Consider the following 16,254-nt stretch of genomic DNA (forward strand, 5'->3'; position numbering starts at 1 on the left):
CTGGTGCGATCAGACTGGAATCAGCTTGACGCTGTAGCCCTGGCCGGTGGCCATCACCTCCAGCAGGCGGTCGATGTTGGGGTGCTTGCCCGGGTGGGCGCGCGCGTCGGTGGTGTGTTCGGCAAACAGCGCCAGGCCTTGCTCGGCGGCGGCCACGTTGATGCTGCCGTGCTGGGCGGCCAGGGCGTGGTACACCGCCAGCGAGCCAGCCTTGCCGGGCTGGTTCTCGATGGTAGCCACCAGCTCGCCGGCGGTGTTGCGCAGCTCCAGCGCGCTGAGTTGGCCGATGGAGGGGAGTTGCTTCAGATTGTCGGCAAAAGCCATGTTCAAGGCGTCTTTCTGATCAGGTGGAAAGGGATTGCAGCGCGTTATTGTGCCCGCTGCCGTGGCCCCGCAGGGGCTGGTGCGGGCGGTGCCGGGTTTTTTTGATGCAGGTCAAGTGCCGCTTGGCCGCCTTGCGGCACAGTCGGGAGCCTTGTTGTGCAGCCTTTCCGGAGACCCGCCTTGAGCCATGTGATTGACGACGATTTGTTGCAGCGTTTTGACGTGCCGGGGCCGCGCTACACCTCCTACCCCACCGCCGACCGCTTTGTCGAAGCCTTTGGCGAGGCCGATTACATCCAGGCGCTGCAACAGCGCCGCGCCGGGTCGATGGCGCTGCCCTTGTCGCTGTACGTCCACATCCCGTTCTGCGACTCGCTGTGCTACTACTGCGCCTGCAACAAGGTCATCACCAAGCACCACAGCAAGGCGGCGGAATACTTGCGCTACCTCTCGCATGAGCTGGACTTGCAGGTGGCGCACCTGGGCAGCGGGCAGAGTGTGTCGCAGCTGCACCTGGGTGGCGGCACGCCCACCTTTTTGAGCGACGAGGAGCTGGCCGACCTGATGGCCATGATCCGGCGCCACTTCCAGTTGGTGCCGGGCGGCGAGTATTCGGTCGAGGTCGATCCGCGCACCGTCACGCCGCAGCGGCTGGCGCACCTGTACCAGCTCGGGTTCAACCGCCTCAGCTTTGGCGTGCAGGACTTTGACCCCACGGTGCAAAAAGCCGTACACCGTGTGCAGCCCGCCGAGCAGGTGTTTGCGCTGGTGCAGGCCGCGCGCAACCTTGGTTTTGAATCCATCAACGTGGATCTGATCTACGGCCTGCCGCAGCAGACGCCCGAATCCTTCGCGCACACGCTGGAGCAGGTCAGCACGCTGCGGCCCGACCGCATCGCCCTGTACGCCTACGCCCACCTGCCCGCGCGCTTCAAGCCGCAGCGCCGCATTGTGACGGCGGAACTGCCTGCCGCTGCCGACAAGCTCAGCATGCTGACGCAGGCGCTCGACCGCTTTGACGACGCGGGTTACGTCTATGTGGGGATGGACCACTTTGCACTGCCCAACGACGCGCTGGCGGTGGCCAAGCGCCAGGGTCGCCTGCACCGCAACTTCCAGGGCTACAGCACGCAGCCCGATTGCGACTTGCTGGCGCTGGGCGTGTCGGCCATTGGCCGCGTGGGGGCCACTTACAGCCAGAACGCCAAGACGCTGGAGGAATACTACGACGCGCTCGATCAGGGCCGCCTGCCGATTGTGCGCGGACTGGCCATCAACCGCGACGACGTGCTGCGCCGCTCCGTCATCATGGCCATCATGTGCCAGGGCGAGGTCGATTTCGAGTCCATCGGGCTGGCGCACCTGATCGACTTCAAAAGCTACTTTGCGCGTGAGCTGGAGCAGCTGCAGCCGCTGCAGGAATGGGGCCTGGTGCGCTGCCACCCCGACAGCATCAAGGTCACGGCCAGTGGCTGGTACGTGGTGCGTGCGATTGCGATGGTGTTTGACCGCTACCTGCAGGCCGACCACGACCGGGCGCGCTTTTCCCGCATCATCTGAGCGCACCGCGTCAAAACCAGCGCGGGCAGCGCCGCCCAGGTGCCAGCACTGCTACAGTCTGGCCCCATGTTAGCTTCCATGACGGTATCGGCCCTGGTGATGGGCCTGGTGGGTGGCCCGCACTGCGTGGCCATGTGTGGCGCGGCGTGCGCCGGCATTGCCCGCGCCGGTGCCCCGCACAGCACGCTGGCGCTGCTCAAGTTCCAACTCAGCCGCTTGCTGGGCTACAGCCTGTTGGGGGCCGTGGCCGGTGGCACTGTGCAAGGCCTGGCCTGGATGGGCACGCAAACGGCGGTGCTGCGCCCGTTGTGGACCATGCTGCACGTGGCCGCGCTGCTGCTGGGCCTGGTGCTGGTGTGGCAGGCGCGCCAGCCCGCTTTTATCGAGGACTGGGGCCAGTGGCTGTGGCGCCGCGCCCGCCCGCTCATGCAAAAGCTGGGCCGCCAGGCGCCAGTGGTGCTGGGCGTGGGCTGGGCGCTGATGCCGTGTGGCCTGCTGTATTCCGCGTTGCTGGTGGCCTCGCTGTCGGCGGGGGCGCTCGATGGCGCGGTCATCATGGCGTCATTTGCGCTGGGCACGATGGTCTCATTGGCCGCTGCGCCTTGGCTGCTGTTGCGCCTGAACCAGGCGCGTTCTGGTGGCTGGGGCATACGGCTGGCGGGGCTGGCGCTGGTGGCCACCTCGGGCTGGGCGCTGTGGATGGGCGTCACCAACCCGACCGGCTTGTGGTGTGCTTGATTCCGTAGTATGAAATCAATATTTCACATCAAGAAAATCTGGATGTGGTGTGGCAGCCTGCAAGACCTGAATGCTGGCCAAAAACCTGTTGCCAAGCCCTTGTTTTGTAGATATAAAAATTCAAGTTGTTGATTTTCAAAAATAAAATAAATAGTCTTGTATAAGACATAAGATGTGTAAATAGTCTTCTATAAGACTTAAACTAGAGTCCAACAACACCGCAGTGGCCAGCACCTGCAGCCAGCCACCCGGTACCCCCGATTTCTGTGATTGAAACAAGGAGTTTCTGATGTCCCAAAACCTGACCCGTGAACAGCAAATTGCCGCCCTGGAAAAAGACTGGGCCGAAAACCCCCGCTGGAAGGGCGTCAAGCGTGGTTACAGCGCCGCCGACGTGGTGCGTCTGCGTGGCAGCCTGCAACCCGAGTACACCCTGGCCCAACGTGGTGCCAAGGTGCTGTGGGACAAGGTCAACGGTGGTGCCAAGAAGGGCTACGTGAACGCTTTTGGCGCTATCACTGCCGGTCAAGCCATGCAACAAGCCAAGGCAGGCCTGGAAGCCGTGTACCTGTCGGGCTGGCAAGTGGCCGCCGACGGCAACACCAGCGAGACCATGTACCCCGACCAGTCGTTGTACGCCTACGACTCGGTGCCGACCATGGTGCGCCGCATCAACAACACTTTCAAGCGCGCTGACGAAATCCAGTGGAGCCGTGGCATCAACCCCGGCGACGAAGGCTTCATCGACTACTTCCTGCCGATCGTGGCCGATGCTGAAGCCGGTTTCGGTGGTGTGCTCAACGCCTTCGAGCTGATGAAGAACATGATCGCCTCCGGTGCCGCTGGCGTTCACTTCGAAGACCAACTGGCCGCTGCCAAGAAGTGCGGCCACATGGGTGGCAAGGTGCTGGTTCCGACCCGTGAAGCCTGCGAAAAGCTGATCTCCGCCCGTTTTGCCGCCGACGTGATGGGCGTGCCCACCCTGATCCTGGCCCGCACCGACGCTGAAGCCGCCAACCTGATCACCTCCGACTACGACGAGAACGACAAGCCGTTCCTGACTGGCGAGCGCACCCAAGAAGGCTTCTTCCGCGTCCGCAACGGCCTGGAGCAATCCATCAGCCGTGGCGTGGCTTACGCTCCGTACGCCGACTTGGTGTGGTGCGAAACCGGCGTGCCGGACATCGGCTTTGCCCGCGAATTTGCCCAAGCCGTGCTGGCCGCTTGCCCCGGCAAGCTGCTGTCGTACAACTGCTCGCCTTCCTTCAACTGGAAGAAGAACCTCAACGACAGCCAAATCGCTTCCTTCCAGGAAGAACTGTCGGCACTGGGTTACAAGTACCAATTCATCACTTTGGCCGGTATCCACGTCAACTGGTACAACACCTTCAAGTTTGCCAAGGCCTACGCCGGCGGCGAAGGCATGAAGCACTACGTTGAAATGGTGCAAGAGCCCGAATTCGCGGCCCGCGAACAAGGCTACACCTTCGTGTCGCACCAACAAGAAGTCGGTACCGGCTACTTCGACGACGTGACCACCGTGATTCAGGGCGGTTCCTCTTCCGTCAAGGCCCTGACCGGTTCCACCGAAGAAGAACAGTTCCATTGATCGCCCGGGTGCCCTGCGGGGCACCGGTGTGATGCGTTGAACATACAGAAGGCCGTCTCTCCTGGGGGATGGCCTTTTGCTTTTTTTTGGGTTTTGGTTTTTTGGAGCAGTCACATGGACACCACGGCACCGTTGTTGCAGGCGCTGGCCCCTACGGGGCGTTTGCGTGCCGTCATCAATTTGGGCAACCCAATTTTGGCCGGGCGCGATGCGTCCAGCGGTGCGCCGGTGGGGGTATCGGTCGATTTGGCCACCGCGCTGGCGCAGCGTTTGGGCGTGCCTGCCGAGTTGTTGGTGGTCGAGAAAGCCGCCGATTCGGTGGCGGCCGTCACCGAAGGCCGCGCCGACATCGGCTTTTTTGCGGTCGATCCGGCGCGTGGGCAGGACATCGCCTTTACCGCACCCTACCTGCTGATCGAGGGCGCGTACATGGTGCGCCATGCCTCGCCGCTGCAGCACAACGACGAGGTGGATGCGCTCAACCACCGCGTTGTGGTCGGCCAGGGCAGCGCCTACGATTTGTTCCTGAGCCGCGCCTTGCAGCACGCCACCATCGTGCGGGCGCCGTCGTCCCCTGCCGTGGTGGAGGTGTTCTTGGCGCAAGGCTGCGAGGTGGCGGCCGGCGTCAAGCAGCAGCTGGAGGCCGACGCGCAACGCCTGCCGGGCCTGCGCGTGCTGCCCGGGCGCTTCATGGTGATCCAGCAGGCGATGGGCACCGCCAAGGCCGCGGGCACGCAAGCTGCGGCCTACGTGGCGGCGTTCGTCGAGGAGGCCAAGGCCTCGGGCTGGGTGGCGCAAGCCCTGCAGCGGCACGGCATCAGCGGGGCGTCGGTGGCGGGCGCGGCCTGAAAATTCCGGTCAGCCCGGCTGCGGGCAGAGCGGCGCTGGGTGGGGTTTTGGTTCAGAATGGTGGCCATTGCGTTCTGTGGCCGTTTCAGCGGCCTTGTTTGTTCCCATGAGCCTGCTTCACAAATTGACCGCCGCCGAGGTGGCACACTTGGCCCACCGCGCCGGGCACCACGCCTGTTGCGCGCAGTGCCAGCCTTACGCCAGCCCGGGCTGGGAATCCTTCCCCAGCACCGTCAGCGACGCCGCTCTGCGTCCCGTCGGCGCACTGTGGCTGGCGGGCGAAGACGAGCCCACTCTGGAAGAGCCTACCCGCGCGCCCGGGGTGGATGTGTGGTCGGCACTGGCGCCGGTGGACTTGGCGCTGCACCCGTACAACCGCTGCCAGGTGTGGGCCTGCCGCCAGTGCGGCAAGCCGTTCTTGCGCTACACCGAATACGGCGGCTACTACGAGGATCAGCGCATCCGCGAACTGCAACCCGAGCGCTTGGTGGGGGCGGCATGAGCATCTGGTTTCAACCTTGGGACTTGGCCGAGGCCAACCAGCGCGGCGCCAGTTTTGCCAATGGCCATCTGGGCATCGAATTGACCGAAGTGGGCGCCGATTGCTTGCAGGGCCGCATGCCGGTTGATGCCCGCACCCAGCAACCGGCGGGCATTCTGCACGGTGGCGCCTCCGTGCTGTTTGCCGAGACCCTGGCCTCGGTGGCGGCGCTGTACGTGGTGGACCGCACGCGCTTTGTGTGCGTGGGGCAGGAGATCAACGCCAACCACGTGCGCTCGGTGCGCAGCGGTTGGGTCACGGGCGTGGCGCGGCCTTTGCACCTGGGCCGCACCAGCCAGGTGTGGGATGTGCGCATCAGCGACGAGCAGGGGCGGCTGGTGTGCGTCTCGCGCGTGACGATGGCGGTGCTGGCGCGTTCAGCGCAATGATCGCAACACCGCGCGCACCGGGCTGGCATCCGCCGTCATCCACTTGAGCGGCAGCGCGATCAGCTCGTAATCGCCGGCGGGTATGTCGTCCAGGTACAGGTTCTCCAGCACGCGCAGGTCGCGCTGGCGGGCCACTTGGTGGCTGGGCAGCGCGGTGCTGTCGGCGGGATCGAGGCTGGCGCTGTCGGTGCCCACCAGGCGCACCCCGGCATCGGCCAGACGCTGCAGCAGCTCCGGCGCGAGCGCCACCAGGGCGTTATCCCAATGCCGCTGCGGCATGCGTTGGCAGGTGCGCACCAGCACGCGCGGAGGCAGTGGGCCTGCGCCACCTTGCAGCGCAGCCGCAACGTGCGCCCACTGCACCACCGGCCCCACCCCGATGGCGTGTACCACCCGGCACGGCCCGATGAACGGCTCCAGCGCCAGGGCGCCCACCGCCGCGCCGTCCAAGGCGTAATGCAGCGGGGCGTCGGCGTGTGCGCCCAGGTGCGTGCTGGCGCTGACGCAACCCACGTTCACCACACTGCCGCGCTGGCCGATCTGCGCGTCCCAGTGCTGGCGGTAGGGGCTGTCGCCCGGATAGACCGGGCTGCTGGCATCGACCGGGGGCGAGATGTCCCACAGGCGGGGCGTGGCGGGCAGTGTGGTGGTGTGCATGAACGTGTGGCAATGTGGATGGAACAGCGGCGGTGCCGTACCATGCGAACCCAACCCACAACCCAGATTGAGGCAGGAGCAGACATGGCCGCACAGTATTTTGATTTTGTCGTGATTGGTGGCGGCGTGGCCGGGGCCACCGCCGTCGAAACCTTGCGCAGCGAAGGTGCCACCGGCAGCATTGTGCTGCTGTCGGCAGAAAACCAGCTGCCCTACCAGCGTGGGCCGCTGTCCAAGGCCTTTTTGACCAGCAAGCACATGCCCCCGCCCAGCTTGGTGCTCAGCGCGGACAAGTACGAGGAACTGGCGGTGCAGACTTGGCTGAGCACCTGCGTCACGGCCATCGAGCCACAGCGCAAGCTGTTGCACACCGCGCCGCATGGCGAAATCGCCTACGGCAAGCTGCTGATTGCCACCGGCATCACGCCCCGGCGCCTCAACCTGCCCGGCGAGGGGCTGGCGCGCATCCACTGCCTGCACACCTTGCCCGACGACGAGGCCATCCGCAGCAGCGCCCAGAGCACGCAACACGCGGTGGTGGTGGGCGGCAGCTTCACCGGGCTGGAGGTGGCGGCATCGCTGTGCCAGCGCGGCATTGCCGTGACCGTGATCGAGCGCCAGGACCTGCTGCACAAGCTGCACACGCCCGACATTTCGGCCTTCTTCCGCCAGCGATTACAAGAGCAGGGCGTGGAGGTGCTGGTGGACGACGCACCCGCCGAATTCCTGGGCACCGAGCACGTGGAGGCCGTGCGCGCCTACGGCGGGCGCACCATTGCGTGCGACATGGTGGTGATCGGTGCCGGTTCCCTGCCCAAGATCGACTTCCTGGCCAGCAGCGGCATCGAGGTGCAGGACGGCATCGTGGTAGACCGCTTCTTGCAAACCAACCAGCCCGACGTGTTTGCGGCAGGCGACGTGGCCAACTTCTTCGACCCGGTGTTCAACCGCCGCCGCCGCATCGAGCACTGGGACAACGCCGTCAAGCAAGGGCGCCTGGCTGCGCGCAACATGTTGGGCCGCCACCTGCCGTACGACGAGGTCAGCTACTTCTACAGCCACATCTTCAACCTCAGCTTCAACCTGCTGGGGCTGATCGAGCCGCCCTACGAGCGCATCGACCGGGGCTCGCTGGCGTCGGGCTCCTTTGCGTCGTTCTACTTGCGCGACGATGTGCCGATGGCCCTGTTTGCGCTGGGCCGCCCGTCGGAGGAAACCCGCGCCATGGAAGACCTCATCAAGCACAAGGTCAACCTCAAGCGCAGCAAGCACCGCCTGCACGACCCCGACTTCCAGCTCACCGAGATCCCGACCCAGACCATCTTCATCCTGCAGGGCGGCGGCGCGCTGGGGGCGTTCGAGTACGGTGCCGTGCAGGCGCTGGACGAGGCCGGCATCCGCCCGGATGTGGTGGCGGGGGTGTCGATCGGGGCCTTCAACGGTGCCGTCATCGCCTCCCACCCCGAGCGCCCGGCGCAGGCGCTGCAGGCGTTCTGGGCCGACCTGGCCACGCAAACCCCCGACTGGCCCGACGACAACCTGCGGCGCTGGATGGTGTCGGCCCAGATCGCCTTGTACGGGGTGCAGAACTTCTTCCAGCCGCGCTGGCTCATGCCCGCGTACAGCCCCGAGCAATGGCCCCACCGCTGGACCAGCTTCTACGATACCAACGCCGCGCGCCAGTTGCTGCTCAAGCACGTGGACTTTGCGCGCCTCAAGACCAGCCCGATCCGGCTCATGGTCAGCGCGGTGGACATCGAAACCAGCGAGCTGGTGGTGTTCGACAGCTACGTGGACGAGCTCACGCCCGAGCACATCCTGGCCAGCGGCAGCCTGCCGCCGTCGTTTCCGTGGACCACCATCCACGGGCGCCACTACTGGGACGGTGGCATCGTCAGCAACTCGCCACTGGAGCGCGTGGTGGAACGCTGCGGCTCAGCGGGCAAACAAGTCTTTATCATCGACCTGTTCCCCGGCAAACGCACCGCTTTGCCGCAAAACTTGGCCGAAGTCATGGCCCGGCGCGATGAAATTGTCTATTCCGAACGCATCCGCAGCGACGTGCGCAGCCGCGACATGGTGCGCGACTTCCAGACGCTGGTGCAGGAAGTCATGAAAGAATTGCCCCCTGAGACCGCTGCGCGCGTGCGGCACGAGCCGCGCTTCATCCAAATGATGAGTGAACAAGCCCCCATGACCATCACCCGCATCGTGCGCGAGCACGCCGAAGAACAACCCGCTTCGGGCGACTACGATTTTTCCGCGCGCACCATCGCGCTGCTGGGCCGCTCGGGCTACGACATGGCGCGCAAGGCGTTGGGCCTGTAGGTTTTGTGGGAAAATCCGCCCACTGCACATCCACACAAGAGCGAGAAAGGCAACCTGGTTATGACACCGCGAACGGCCACCGAGGAGTTGGTCACGCCCCATTGAGGGGGCGGCAGTTCGCGCCTGCACCGTTTTTGCTTTCTGTTTGGTTTTTTCAGCGCGGCCCCGAGCCGCGTTTTTCGTTTCTGGACTTTATTCATGTTGAACATCACGCTCCCCGACGGCTCGCAACGTCAATTCCCTGGCCCGGTCACGGTGGCCGAAGTGGCCGCCTCCATTGGTGCTGGGCTGGCCAAGGCCGCGCTGGCGGGCAAGGTCGATGGCAAGGTGGTGGACACCTCGTACCGGATGGAACAGGATGCCGCTTTGGCCATCGTCACCGCCAAAGATGCCGATGGCTTGGATGTGATCCGCCATTCCACCGCCCACTTGCTGGCCTATGCGGTCAAGACCCTGTTCCCCGAAGCCCAAGTCACCATCGGCCCGGTCATCGACAACGGCTTTTACTACGACTTTTCGTACAAGCGTCCGTTCACGCCCGAAGACCTGACGGCCATCGAAAAGAAAATGACCGAACTGGCCAACAAGGACGAGCCGGTGGTGCGCCGTGTGCTGCCACGCGACGAGGCCGTGGCCTACTTCAAAGCACTGGGGGAGCACTACAAAGCCGAACTGATTGCCAGCATCCCCAGCAACGAGGACGTCAGCCTGTACCGCGAAGGTGATTTTGAAGACCTGTGCCGTGGCCCGCACGTGCCCAGCACCGGCAAGCTCAAGCACTTCAAGCTCATGAAAGTGGCCGGTGCCTACTGGCGTGGCGACCACCGCAACGAAATGCTGCAACGTGTCTATGGCACCGCCTGGGCCACCAAGGACGAGCTGCAACAGTACCTGACCCGGCTGGAAGAGGCCGAAAAGCGCGACCACCGCAAGCTGGGCCGCGAACTCGACCTGTTCCACATGGACGAACATGCCCCCGGCCTGGTGTTCTGGCACCCCAAGGGCTGGACGGTGTGGCAGGAAGTCGAGCAATACATGCGCCGTGTCTACCGCGACAACGGTTACCAGGAAGTCAAGGGCCCGCAGATCCTGGAAAAGACCCTGTGGGAAAAGACCGGCCACTGGGACAAGTACCGCGACAACATGTTTGTCACCGAATCGGAAAAGCGCGACTACGCCTTGAAGCCGATGAACTGCCCCGGCCACATCCTGATCTTCAAGCAAGGCATCAAGAGCTACCGCGACCTGCCGCTGCGCTACGGTGAATTTGGCCAATGCCACCGCAACGAGCCCTCTGGCGGCCTGCACGGCATCATGCGCGTGCGCGGTTTCACGCAAGACGACGGTCACATCTTCTGCACCGAAGACCAAATTTTGGCCGAATGCGACACCTTCACCAAGGTGCTCAAGCAGGTGTACGCCGACTTTGGTTTCTCCGACATTTTGTACAAAGTGTCCACCCGCCCGGCGGCGCGCATCGGTTCCGACGAGCTGTGGGACAAAGCCGAACAGGCACTGATGGACAGCCTGCGCCATTCGGGTTGCGAGTTCGTCATTTCTGAAGGCGATGGCGCGTTCTACGGCCCCAAGATCGAATACACCCTGAAAGATGCGATTGGCCGCGAATGGCAATGCGGCACCATTCAGGTGGACTTCAACCTCAGCGAACGCCTGGACGCGGAGTACGTGGCCGAAGATGGCAGCCGCCAGCGCCCGGTGATTCTGCACCGTGCTATCGTGGGCAGCTTGGAGCGTTTCATCGGTATTTTGATCGAGCAGCACGCCGGTGCCTTGCCCACGTGGCTGGCCCCGGTGCAGGTGTCGGTGCTCAACATCACCGACGCGCAGGCCGACTACTGTCGCGAAATTGTCGCAACGCTGCAACGCCAGGGTCTGCGGGTTCATCTGGATCTGCGCAACGAAAAAATCACGTATAAAATACGTGAGCAATCGCTGCAAAAGCCGCCTTACATCCTCGTGGTGGGCGACAAGGAAAAAGCATCCGGTGCTGTTGCCGTCCGCGCGCGGGGCAACCAAGACCTGGGTGTCATGTCGCTGCAGGACTTCGTCCAACGCATTCAGGCCGACGTGCAGGCTCGACGTTAAACACCTCGCGTGTTGACCGCCGCCCGTCGCCATGCAATCGCGCAAGGCGCTCGGCTGGCGGTTTTCGCTGCCTTGCAGCTGATTTTGACCAAAGGAAACTACCATCGCTACCAACTTTCGTGACCGCCGTCAGCGTGATGAGCGCGCTCACCGTTTGAACCGTGAAATCATGGCCCCCGAAGTGCGCCTGTCTGGCCCTGAAGGCGAAGCCATTGGCATTGTCAGCATCCAAGAAGCCCTGCGCATGGCCGGTGACTTGGACGTGGATTTGGTGGAAATTGCCGCCAACGCCAGCCCGCCGGTGTGCCGCCTGATCGACTACGGCAAGTTCAAATACGCTGAGCAGAAAAAAGCGGCGGAAGCCAAGTCCAAGCAAAAAGTCATCGAAGTCAAGGAAATCAAGTTCCGTCCTGGCACCGATGATGGCGACTACAACATCAAAATGCGCAACATTCGCCGCTTTCTGGAAGATGGCGACAAGTGCAAAATCACGTTGCGTTTCCGTGGCCGCGAAATCACCCACCAAGAGTTGGGGCTGGCGCTGCTCAACCGCATCCGCGACGAGCTGGCCGATTCGATCATGGTGGAGCAGTTCCCCAAGCTCGAAGGCCGCCAGATGATCATGATGATTGCACCGGGCCGCAAGAAAACCGGTGGCGGTGGCAACAAACCCGTTGCCGACGCTGGCGCAGAGCCCACAGCTGCGGCATAATCTCGGTTTCTTCAATGCACCCCTGCCTGTTTGGGTCGGGGTGCGTTGTTTTGGGGTGGTTGTTACGTACGCAGCCACACCGCGCCGCCCATGTGGGCGGCAGCGTTTGGGTCAACCTGACCCAGGCGCTACCCAAGTGGCTCGGGGCCAACAAGACTGCGATGGGGTTCGCAGCGCCTCACGAGCACAAATCATAAGGAGCAGTGACATGCCCAAGATGAAGACCAAGAGCAGTGCGAAGAAACGTTTTCGCGTTCGTCCGGGTGGTACCGTCAAGCGCGGTCAAGCCTTCAAGCGTCACATTCTGACCAAGAAGACCACCAAAAACAAACGCCACCTGCGTGGTGCAGTGAATGTGCATGAGACCAACATGGGTCACATGGCGCAAATGCTGCCCGGCATGGGCATTTAATCAACGACGAACCAGGAGAATACTATGCCTCGCGTCAAACGTGGTGTTACCGCACGTGCCCGTCACAAAAAAGTTCTGAAACTCGCCAAGGGCTTCCGTGGCCGCCGTGGCAATGTCTACCGCATCGCCAAGCAGGCGGTGATGAAGGCAGGCCAATACGCCTACCGTGACCGCCGTGCCAAGAAGCGCGTGTTCCGCCGCCTGTGGATCGCCCGTATCAACGCCGCTGCACGTGGCCTGGGCCTGACCTACAGCCAGTTCGCCAACGGCCTGAAGAAGGCTGCGATCCAGATCGACCGCAAGATGCTGGCCGATCTGGCTGTGCACGACGAAGCGGCTTTTGCCGCCATCGTGGCACAAGTCAAGGCCAAGCTGGCCGCTTGATGGCCGCCTGGTTGTTGTAACCAGACCTCCATCCGCCATACAAGGCCAGTGCTGCAAGGCTCTGGCCTTTTTCATTGGCATTCTTATTTGCATTCCAGCCCTTGTGGCTCCCGTTGGACCGCCAAGATGAACGACCTTGATGCCCTGGTCAGTGCTGCGCGCGAGTTGTTTGCGCAAGCCGCCACCCCCGCCGATCTGGAAAACGCCAAAGCCCAGTTTCTGGGCAAGAGCGGTCGTGTGACCGAACTGATGAAGGGCATGGCCGCCCTGAGCGTGGAAGACAAGAAAACCCGTGGCGCAGCGGTCAACGTGGCCAAGCAGGCCATTGAAGCGGCCTTGAACGAGCGCCGCGCCGCCTTGGCCGAGGCCGAGTTGCAGCGCCAGTTGCAGGCCGAGGCGTTGGACGTGACGTTGCCGGGTCGCCAGCGTGGTGTGGGCGGTTTGCACCCCGTGAGCCTGACGCTGGAGCGCATTGAGGCGATTTTTGGCTCGATGGGGTTTGAGGTGGCCGATGGCCCGGAAATCGAGTGCGATTGGTACAACTTTACCGCCCTGAACACGCCCGAAGACCACCCGGCGCGCTCCATGCACGACACGTTTTACGTGGAAGGCGGCAGCCCTGAAGCGCCCAACCTGCTGCGTACCCACACCAGTCCGATGCAAGTGCGCCATGCGGTGCAGCATGTGCAGCGCCACCGTGGTGCCAGCGAAGGCCTGTTTGCGGGCGAGATGCCCGAAATCCGCGTGATTGTGCCGGGCCGCACCTACCGCGTGGACAGCGATGCGACCCATTCGCCGATGTTCCACCAGTGCGAAGGCTTGTGGATAGGTGAGAACATCAGCTTCAAGGATCTGAAGTTCGTGTTCACGGATTTTTGCCGCACCTTTTTCGAATCGGACGATTTGGTGTTGCGGTTCCGCCCCAGTTTCTTCCCGTTCACAGAGCCGAGCGCGGAAATCGACATTGCGTTTGCCAGCGGGCCGCTGGCCGGGCGCTGGCTGGAGGTGGGTGGTTGTGGCCAAGTCCACCCAAACGTGGTGCGCAACATGGGCCTCGACCCCGAGCGCTACATTGGCTTTGCCTTTGGCATGGGGCCGGACCGCCTGACCATGCTGCGCTATGGTGTGAACGATTTGCGCCTGTTCTTTGACGGCGACATCCGTTTCCTGAGCCAATTCCGCTGATTGTTGCGCCACCGTTACTGGAGAGTTTTGTCATGCAATTTCCTGAGTCCTGGTTGCGAGAATTTTGCAACCCGCCGCTGAACACCCAGCAATTGGCCGATGCGTTGACGATGGCCGGTCTGGAAGTCGAAGAATATGTGCCGGTGGCCCCGCCGTTTGCCAAGATTGTGGTGGGCGCGATTGTGGCCGCCGAACAGCACCCCAACGCTGACCGCCTGCGCGTGTGTCAGGTGGATGCGGGGCAAGGCGAGCCGCTGCAAATTGTGTGCGGTGCGCCCAATGCGCGCGTCGGCATCAAGGTGCCCGCTGCTTTGGTGGGGGCCGAATTGCCGCCCGGCGACGACGGCAAACCGTTTGCCATCAAGGTGGGCAAGCTGCGCGGCGTGGAAAGCTACGGCATGTTGTGTTCGGCGCGTGAGCTCAAGTTGTCCAACGAGAACGCTGGCCTGCTGGAGTTGCCTGAAGATGCACCGGTGGGCACCAGCATCCGCGATTATTTGCAGCTGGACGACCAATTGTTCACGCTCAAACTGACACCGAATTTGGCGCATTGCCTGAGTGTGTTCGGGATTGCGCGCGAAGTGGCGGCCTTGACCGGCGCACCGTTGCAAACGCCGACCTTTGCGGCGCAGCCGGTGCAGCACGATCAGGTGTTGCCGGTCCAGGTGCAAGCCCCCGATTTGTGTGGCCGCTTTGCCGGTCGCGTGGTCAAGGGCATCAACCCGCAGGCCCAAACGCCGCAGTGGATGGTGGACAGGTTGGCACGTTGTGGCCAGCGCAGTGTGTCGGCGTTGGTGGACATTTCAAACTACGTGATGTTTGAGCTGGGCCGTCCGTCGCACATTTTTGATTTGGACAAAATCCACGGCGGCTTACAGGTGCGCTGGGGCCGTGTGGGTGAACAGGTCAAGCTGCTCAATGGCAACACCGTGACGGTGGACGAGACCGTGGGCGTGCTGGCCGACGACCAGGGCGTGGAAGCCTTGGCGGGCATCATGGGCGGCGATGCCACCGCCGTGGGCGACGACACCCGCAATGTGTTCATTGAGGCCGCGTTCTGGTGGCCCAAGGCGGTGGCGGGGCGTTCGCGCCGCTTCAACTTCAGCACCGACGCGGGGCACCGCTTTGAGCGGGGTGTGGATCCGCAGCCGTTGGTGGAGCACATCGAGCGCATCACCCAACTGGTGCTGGAGATTTGCGGTGGCGAAGCTGGCCCGGTGCAAGACCAGCTGGTGAACGTACCGCAGCCGCAACCCGTGACGCTGCGTGTGGCCCGCGCCAACAAGGTGATAGGCATGGCGTTGACGCAACAGCAATGCGCCGACGCGCTGCGCAGCCTGAGTCTGCCGGTGGTGGAAGGCGAGGGCACCGTGACCGTGACGCCGCCGTCGTTCCGCTTTGACTTGCAGATCGAGGAAGACCTGATCGAAGAGGTGGCGCGCGTCATCGGTTATGAGAATTTGCCGCATACGCCACCGCAAGCGCCGGTGACGGCCAAGATTCGCCCAGAAAACCGCCGTGGCCCGTTTGCGGTGCGCCGCCAACTGGCGCAGTTGGGGTACCAGGAAACCATCAACTTCAGTTTTGTGGAAGAGCGTTGGGAGCGCGATTACGCGGGCAACGCCAACCCCATCAAGCTGTTGAACCCCATTGCCAGCCACCTGAGCGTGATGCGCTCGTCGCTGTTGGGAAGTTTGCTGCACGTGCTCAAGTTCAACACCGACCGCAAGGCCGCGCGTGTGCGCGTGTTCGAGATCGGGCGCGTGTTCCGCAAGGACGCGACTGTGCCCGACAGCGTGACCACCGTGGCCGGGTTTGACCAACCCCTGCGCGTGGCGGGTCTGGCTTGGGGCGATGCGGTACCGCAGCAATGGGGATTGCCCGCGCAGCCGGTCGATTTCTTTGAAGTCAAGGGCGATGTGGAAGCCTTGCTGACCCCGCGTGTGCCGACGTTTGAGGCCGCCGAGCACCCGGCCATGCACCCGGGCCGTTGTGCGCGTGTGTTGATCGATGGTCAGCCGGTGGGTTTTGTCGGTGAGTTGCACCCGCGTTGGCGGCAGGCCGAGGGCTGGCAGCAAGCGCCGGTGATGTTCGAGTTGGAATTGCCTGCGGTGTTGGCGCGCGATGTGCCCGTGGCGCAGCCTGTGCCGCGCCACCAGCCGGTGGAACGCGACATTGCGGTGGTGGTGCAGGAGCGCATCACGCACGCGGAGCTGATGGCCGCCATCCACGCCGCACCCAGCCAAGGCTGGCTCCAGGGCGCGGTGCTGTTCGACGTGTACCGCCCCAAGAAGGGCGCGGAAGCGCCGGGCCTGTCTGCCGACGAGAAGAGCCTTGCCGTGCGCCTGACGCTGGAACGCGCCGATGCCACCCTGACCGACGAGGACATCGACGGCGTGGTGCAGGCGGTGCTGGCGTCGTTGCAGCAGCGGGTCCAGGCCCGCTTGCGGGGTTGAGGCC

General features: G+C 63.5%; 15 protein-coding genes. 13 read left to right on the top strand and 2 right to left on the bottom strand.

Translation table 11 applies throughout. The features are described 5' to 3' along the window. Positions 1-9 precede the first annotated feature (9 nt). Positions 10-324 carry a DUF2322 family protein gene (locus CON76_RS02595; RefSeq protein WP_101101798.1) on the bottom strand — a complete coding sequence of 105 codons (315 nt, stop codon included), beginning with the start codon at positions 322-324 and terminating at the stop codon, positions 10-12. A 180-nt stretch (positions 325-504) separates the two neighbouring features. Between CON76_RS02595 and hemN the strand changes: the two genes are divergently transcribed. From hemN to CON76_RS02625, 6 genes are all read left to right on the top strand, one after another. Beyond that, entirely contained in the window at positions 505-1,884 is a 1,380-nt protein-coding gene (hemN, locus tag CON76_RS02600; protein ID WP_101101800.1) for an oxygen-independent coproporphyrinogen III oxidase, read from the top strand. 66 nt (positions 1,885-1,950) lie between these two features. Next, the gene (locus CON76_RS02605) at positions 1,951-2,622 is read left to right on the top strand and encodes a sulfite exporter TauE/SafE family protein (RefSeq protein ID WP_101101802.1); all 672 of its coding nucleotides are present in this window, start codon (positions 1,951-1,953) and stop codon (positions 2,620-2,622) included. Between the two features lie 289 nt (positions 2,623-2,911). Beyond that, positions 2,912-4,231 (top strand): isocitrate lyase, encoded by a 1,320-nt coding sequence (gene aceA / locus CON76_RS02610; protein WP_101101804.1) that lies wholly within the window; start codon positions 2,912-2,914, stop codon positions 4,229-4,231. 114 nt (positions 4,232-4,345) lie between these two features. Next, positions 4,346-5,080 (top strand): ABC transporter substrate-binding protein, encoded by a 735-nt coding sequence (locus CON76_RS02615; protein ID WP_101101806.1) that lies wholly within the window; start codon positions 4,346-4,348, stop codon positions 5,078-5,080. Positions 5,081-5,186: 106 nt separating this feature from the next. Further along, complete coding sequence (locus CON76_RS02620) at positions 5,187-5,582, top strand: hypothetical protein (RefSeq protein WP_101101808.1); 396 nt, start codon at positions 5,187-5,189, stop codon at positions 5,580-5,582. After that, on the top strand, positions 5,579-6,010 hold the full coding sequence (locus tag CON76_RS02625; protein WP_101101810.1) for a hotdog fold thioesterase: 432 nt from the start codon (positions 5,579-5,581) through the stop codon (positions 6,008-6,010). The genes CON76_RS02620 and CON76_RS02625 overlap by 4 nt, the downstream gene beginning before the upstream one ends. Here CON76_RS02625 and kynB read toward each other — a convergent pair. Continuing rightward, complete coding sequence (kynB, locus tag CON76_RS02630; protein WP_101101812.1) at positions 5,999-6,667, bottom strand: arylformamidase; 669 nt, start codon at positions 6,665-6,667, stop codon at positions 5,999-6,001. The two genes, CON76_RS02625 and kynB, sit on opposite strands and share 12 nt — an antisense overlap. Before the next feature lie 84 nt (positions 6,668-6,751). Between kynB and CON76_RS02635 the strand changes: the two genes are divergently transcribed. From CON76_RS02635 to pheT, 7 genes are all read left to right on the top strand, one after another. Next, positions 6,752-8,995, top strand: a complete 2,244-nt coding sequence (locus CON76_RS02635; protein ID WP_240592730.1) for an FAD-dependent oxidoreductase — start codon at positions 6,752-6,754, stop codon at positions 8,993-8,995. Positions 8,996-9,193: 198 nt separating this feature from the next. Further along, entirely contained in the window at positions 9,194-11,101 is a 1,908-nt protein-coding gene (gene thrS, locus CON76_RS02640; protein WP_101101815.1) for a threonine--tRNA ligase, read from the top strand. A gap of 103 nt (positions 11,102-11,204) precedes the next feature. After that, on the top strand, positions 11,205-11,813 hold the full coding sequence (gene infC, locus CON76_RS02645) for a translation initiation factor IF-3 (protein WP_101101817.1): 609 nt from the start codon (positions 11,205-11,207) through the stop codon (positions 11,811-11,813). A gap of 208 nt (positions 11,814-12,021) precedes the next feature. Continuing rightward, the gene (rpmI, locus tag CON76_RS02650) at positions 12,022-12,225 is read left to right on the top strand and encodes a 50S ribosomal protein L35 (RefSeq protein WP_101101819.1); all 204 of its coding nucleotides are present in this window, start codon (positions 12,022-12,024) and stop codon (positions 12,223-12,225) included. 24 nt (positions 12,226-12,249) lie between these two features. Further along, complete coding sequence (rplT, locus tag CON76_RS02655; RefSeq protein WP_101101820.1) at positions 12,250-12,609, top strand: 50S ribosomal protein L20; 360 nt, start codon at positions 12,250-12,252, stop codon at positions 12,607-12,609. A 126-nt stretch (positions 12,610-12,735) separates the two neighbouring features. Continuing rightward, positions 12,736-13,794 (top strand): phenylalanine--tRNA ligase subunit alpha, encoded by a 1,059-nt coding sequence (pheS, locus tag CON76_RS02660; RefSeq protein ID WP_101101821.1) that lies wholly within the window; start codon positions 12,736-12,738, stop codon positions 13,792-13,794. A 32-nt stretch (positions 13,795-13,826) separates the two neighbouring features. After that, complete coding sequence (gene pheT, locus CON76_RS02665) at positions 13,827-16,250, top strand: phenylalanine--tRNA ligase subunit beta (RefSeq protein WP_101101822.1); 2,424 nt, start codon at positions 13,827-13,829, stop codon at positions 16,248-16,250. Positions 16,251-16,254 lie beyond the last annotated feature (4 nt).

It is taken from the genome of Macromonas bipunctata, from assembly GCF_002837135.1.
GTDB lineage: Bacteria > Pseudomonadota > Gammaproteobacteria > Burkholderiales > Burkholderiaceae_C > Macromonas_A > Macromonas_A bipunctata.

Bases quoted from the DNA above. Each gene is read 5' to 3' on its own strand.
- CON76_RS02595 (WP_101101798.1), bottom strand. From the start codon at position 324: ATGGCTTTTGCCGACAATCTGAAGCAACTCCCCTCCATCGGCCAACTC.
- CON76_RS02605 (WP_101101802.1), top strand. From the start codon at position 1,951: ATGTTAGCTTCCATGACGGTATCGGCCCTGGTGATGGGCCTGGTGGGT.
- aceA (WP_101101804.1), top strand. From the start codon at position 2,912: ATGTCCCAAAACCTGACCCGTGAACAGCAAATTGCCGCCCTGGAAAAA.
- CON76_RS02615 (WP_101101806.1), top strand. From the start codon at position 4,346: ATGGACACCACGGCACCGTTGTTGCAGGCGCTGGCCCCTACGGGGCGT.
- CON76_RS02620 (WP_101101808.1), top strand. From the start codon at position 5,187: ATGAGCCTGCTTCACAAATTGACCGCCGCCGAGGTGGCACACTTGGCC.
- CON76_RS02625 (WP_101101810.1), top strand. From the start codon at position 5,579: ATGAGCATCTGGTTTCAACCTTGGGACTTGGCCGAGGCCAACCAGCGC.
- kynB (WP_101101812.1), bottom strand. From the start codon at position 6,667: ATGCACACCACCACACTGCCCGCCACGCCCCGCCTGTGGGACATCTCG.
- CON76_RS02635 (WP_240592730.1), top strand. From the start codon at position 6,752: ATGGCCGCACAGTATTTTGATTTTGTCGTGATTGGTGGCGGCGTGGCC.
- thrS (WP_101101815.1), top strand. From the start codon at position 9,194: ATGTTGAACATCACGCTCCCCGACGGCTCGCAACGTCAATTCCCTGGC.
- rpmI (WP_101101819.1), top strand. From the start codon at position 12,022: ATGCCCAAGATGAAGACCAAGAGCAGTGCGAAGAAACGTTTTCGCGTT.
- rplT (WP_101101820.1), top strand. From the start codon at position 12,250: ATGCCTCGCGTCAAACGTGGTGTTACCGCACGTGCCCGTCACAAAAAA.
- pheS (WP_101101821.1), top strand. From the start codon at position 12,736: ATGAACGACCTTGATGCCCTGGTCAGTGCTGCGCGCGAGTTGTTTGCG.
- pheT (WP_101101822.1), top strand. From the start codon at position 13,827: ATGCAATTTCCTGAGTCCTGGTTGCGAGAATTTTGCAACCCGCCGCTG.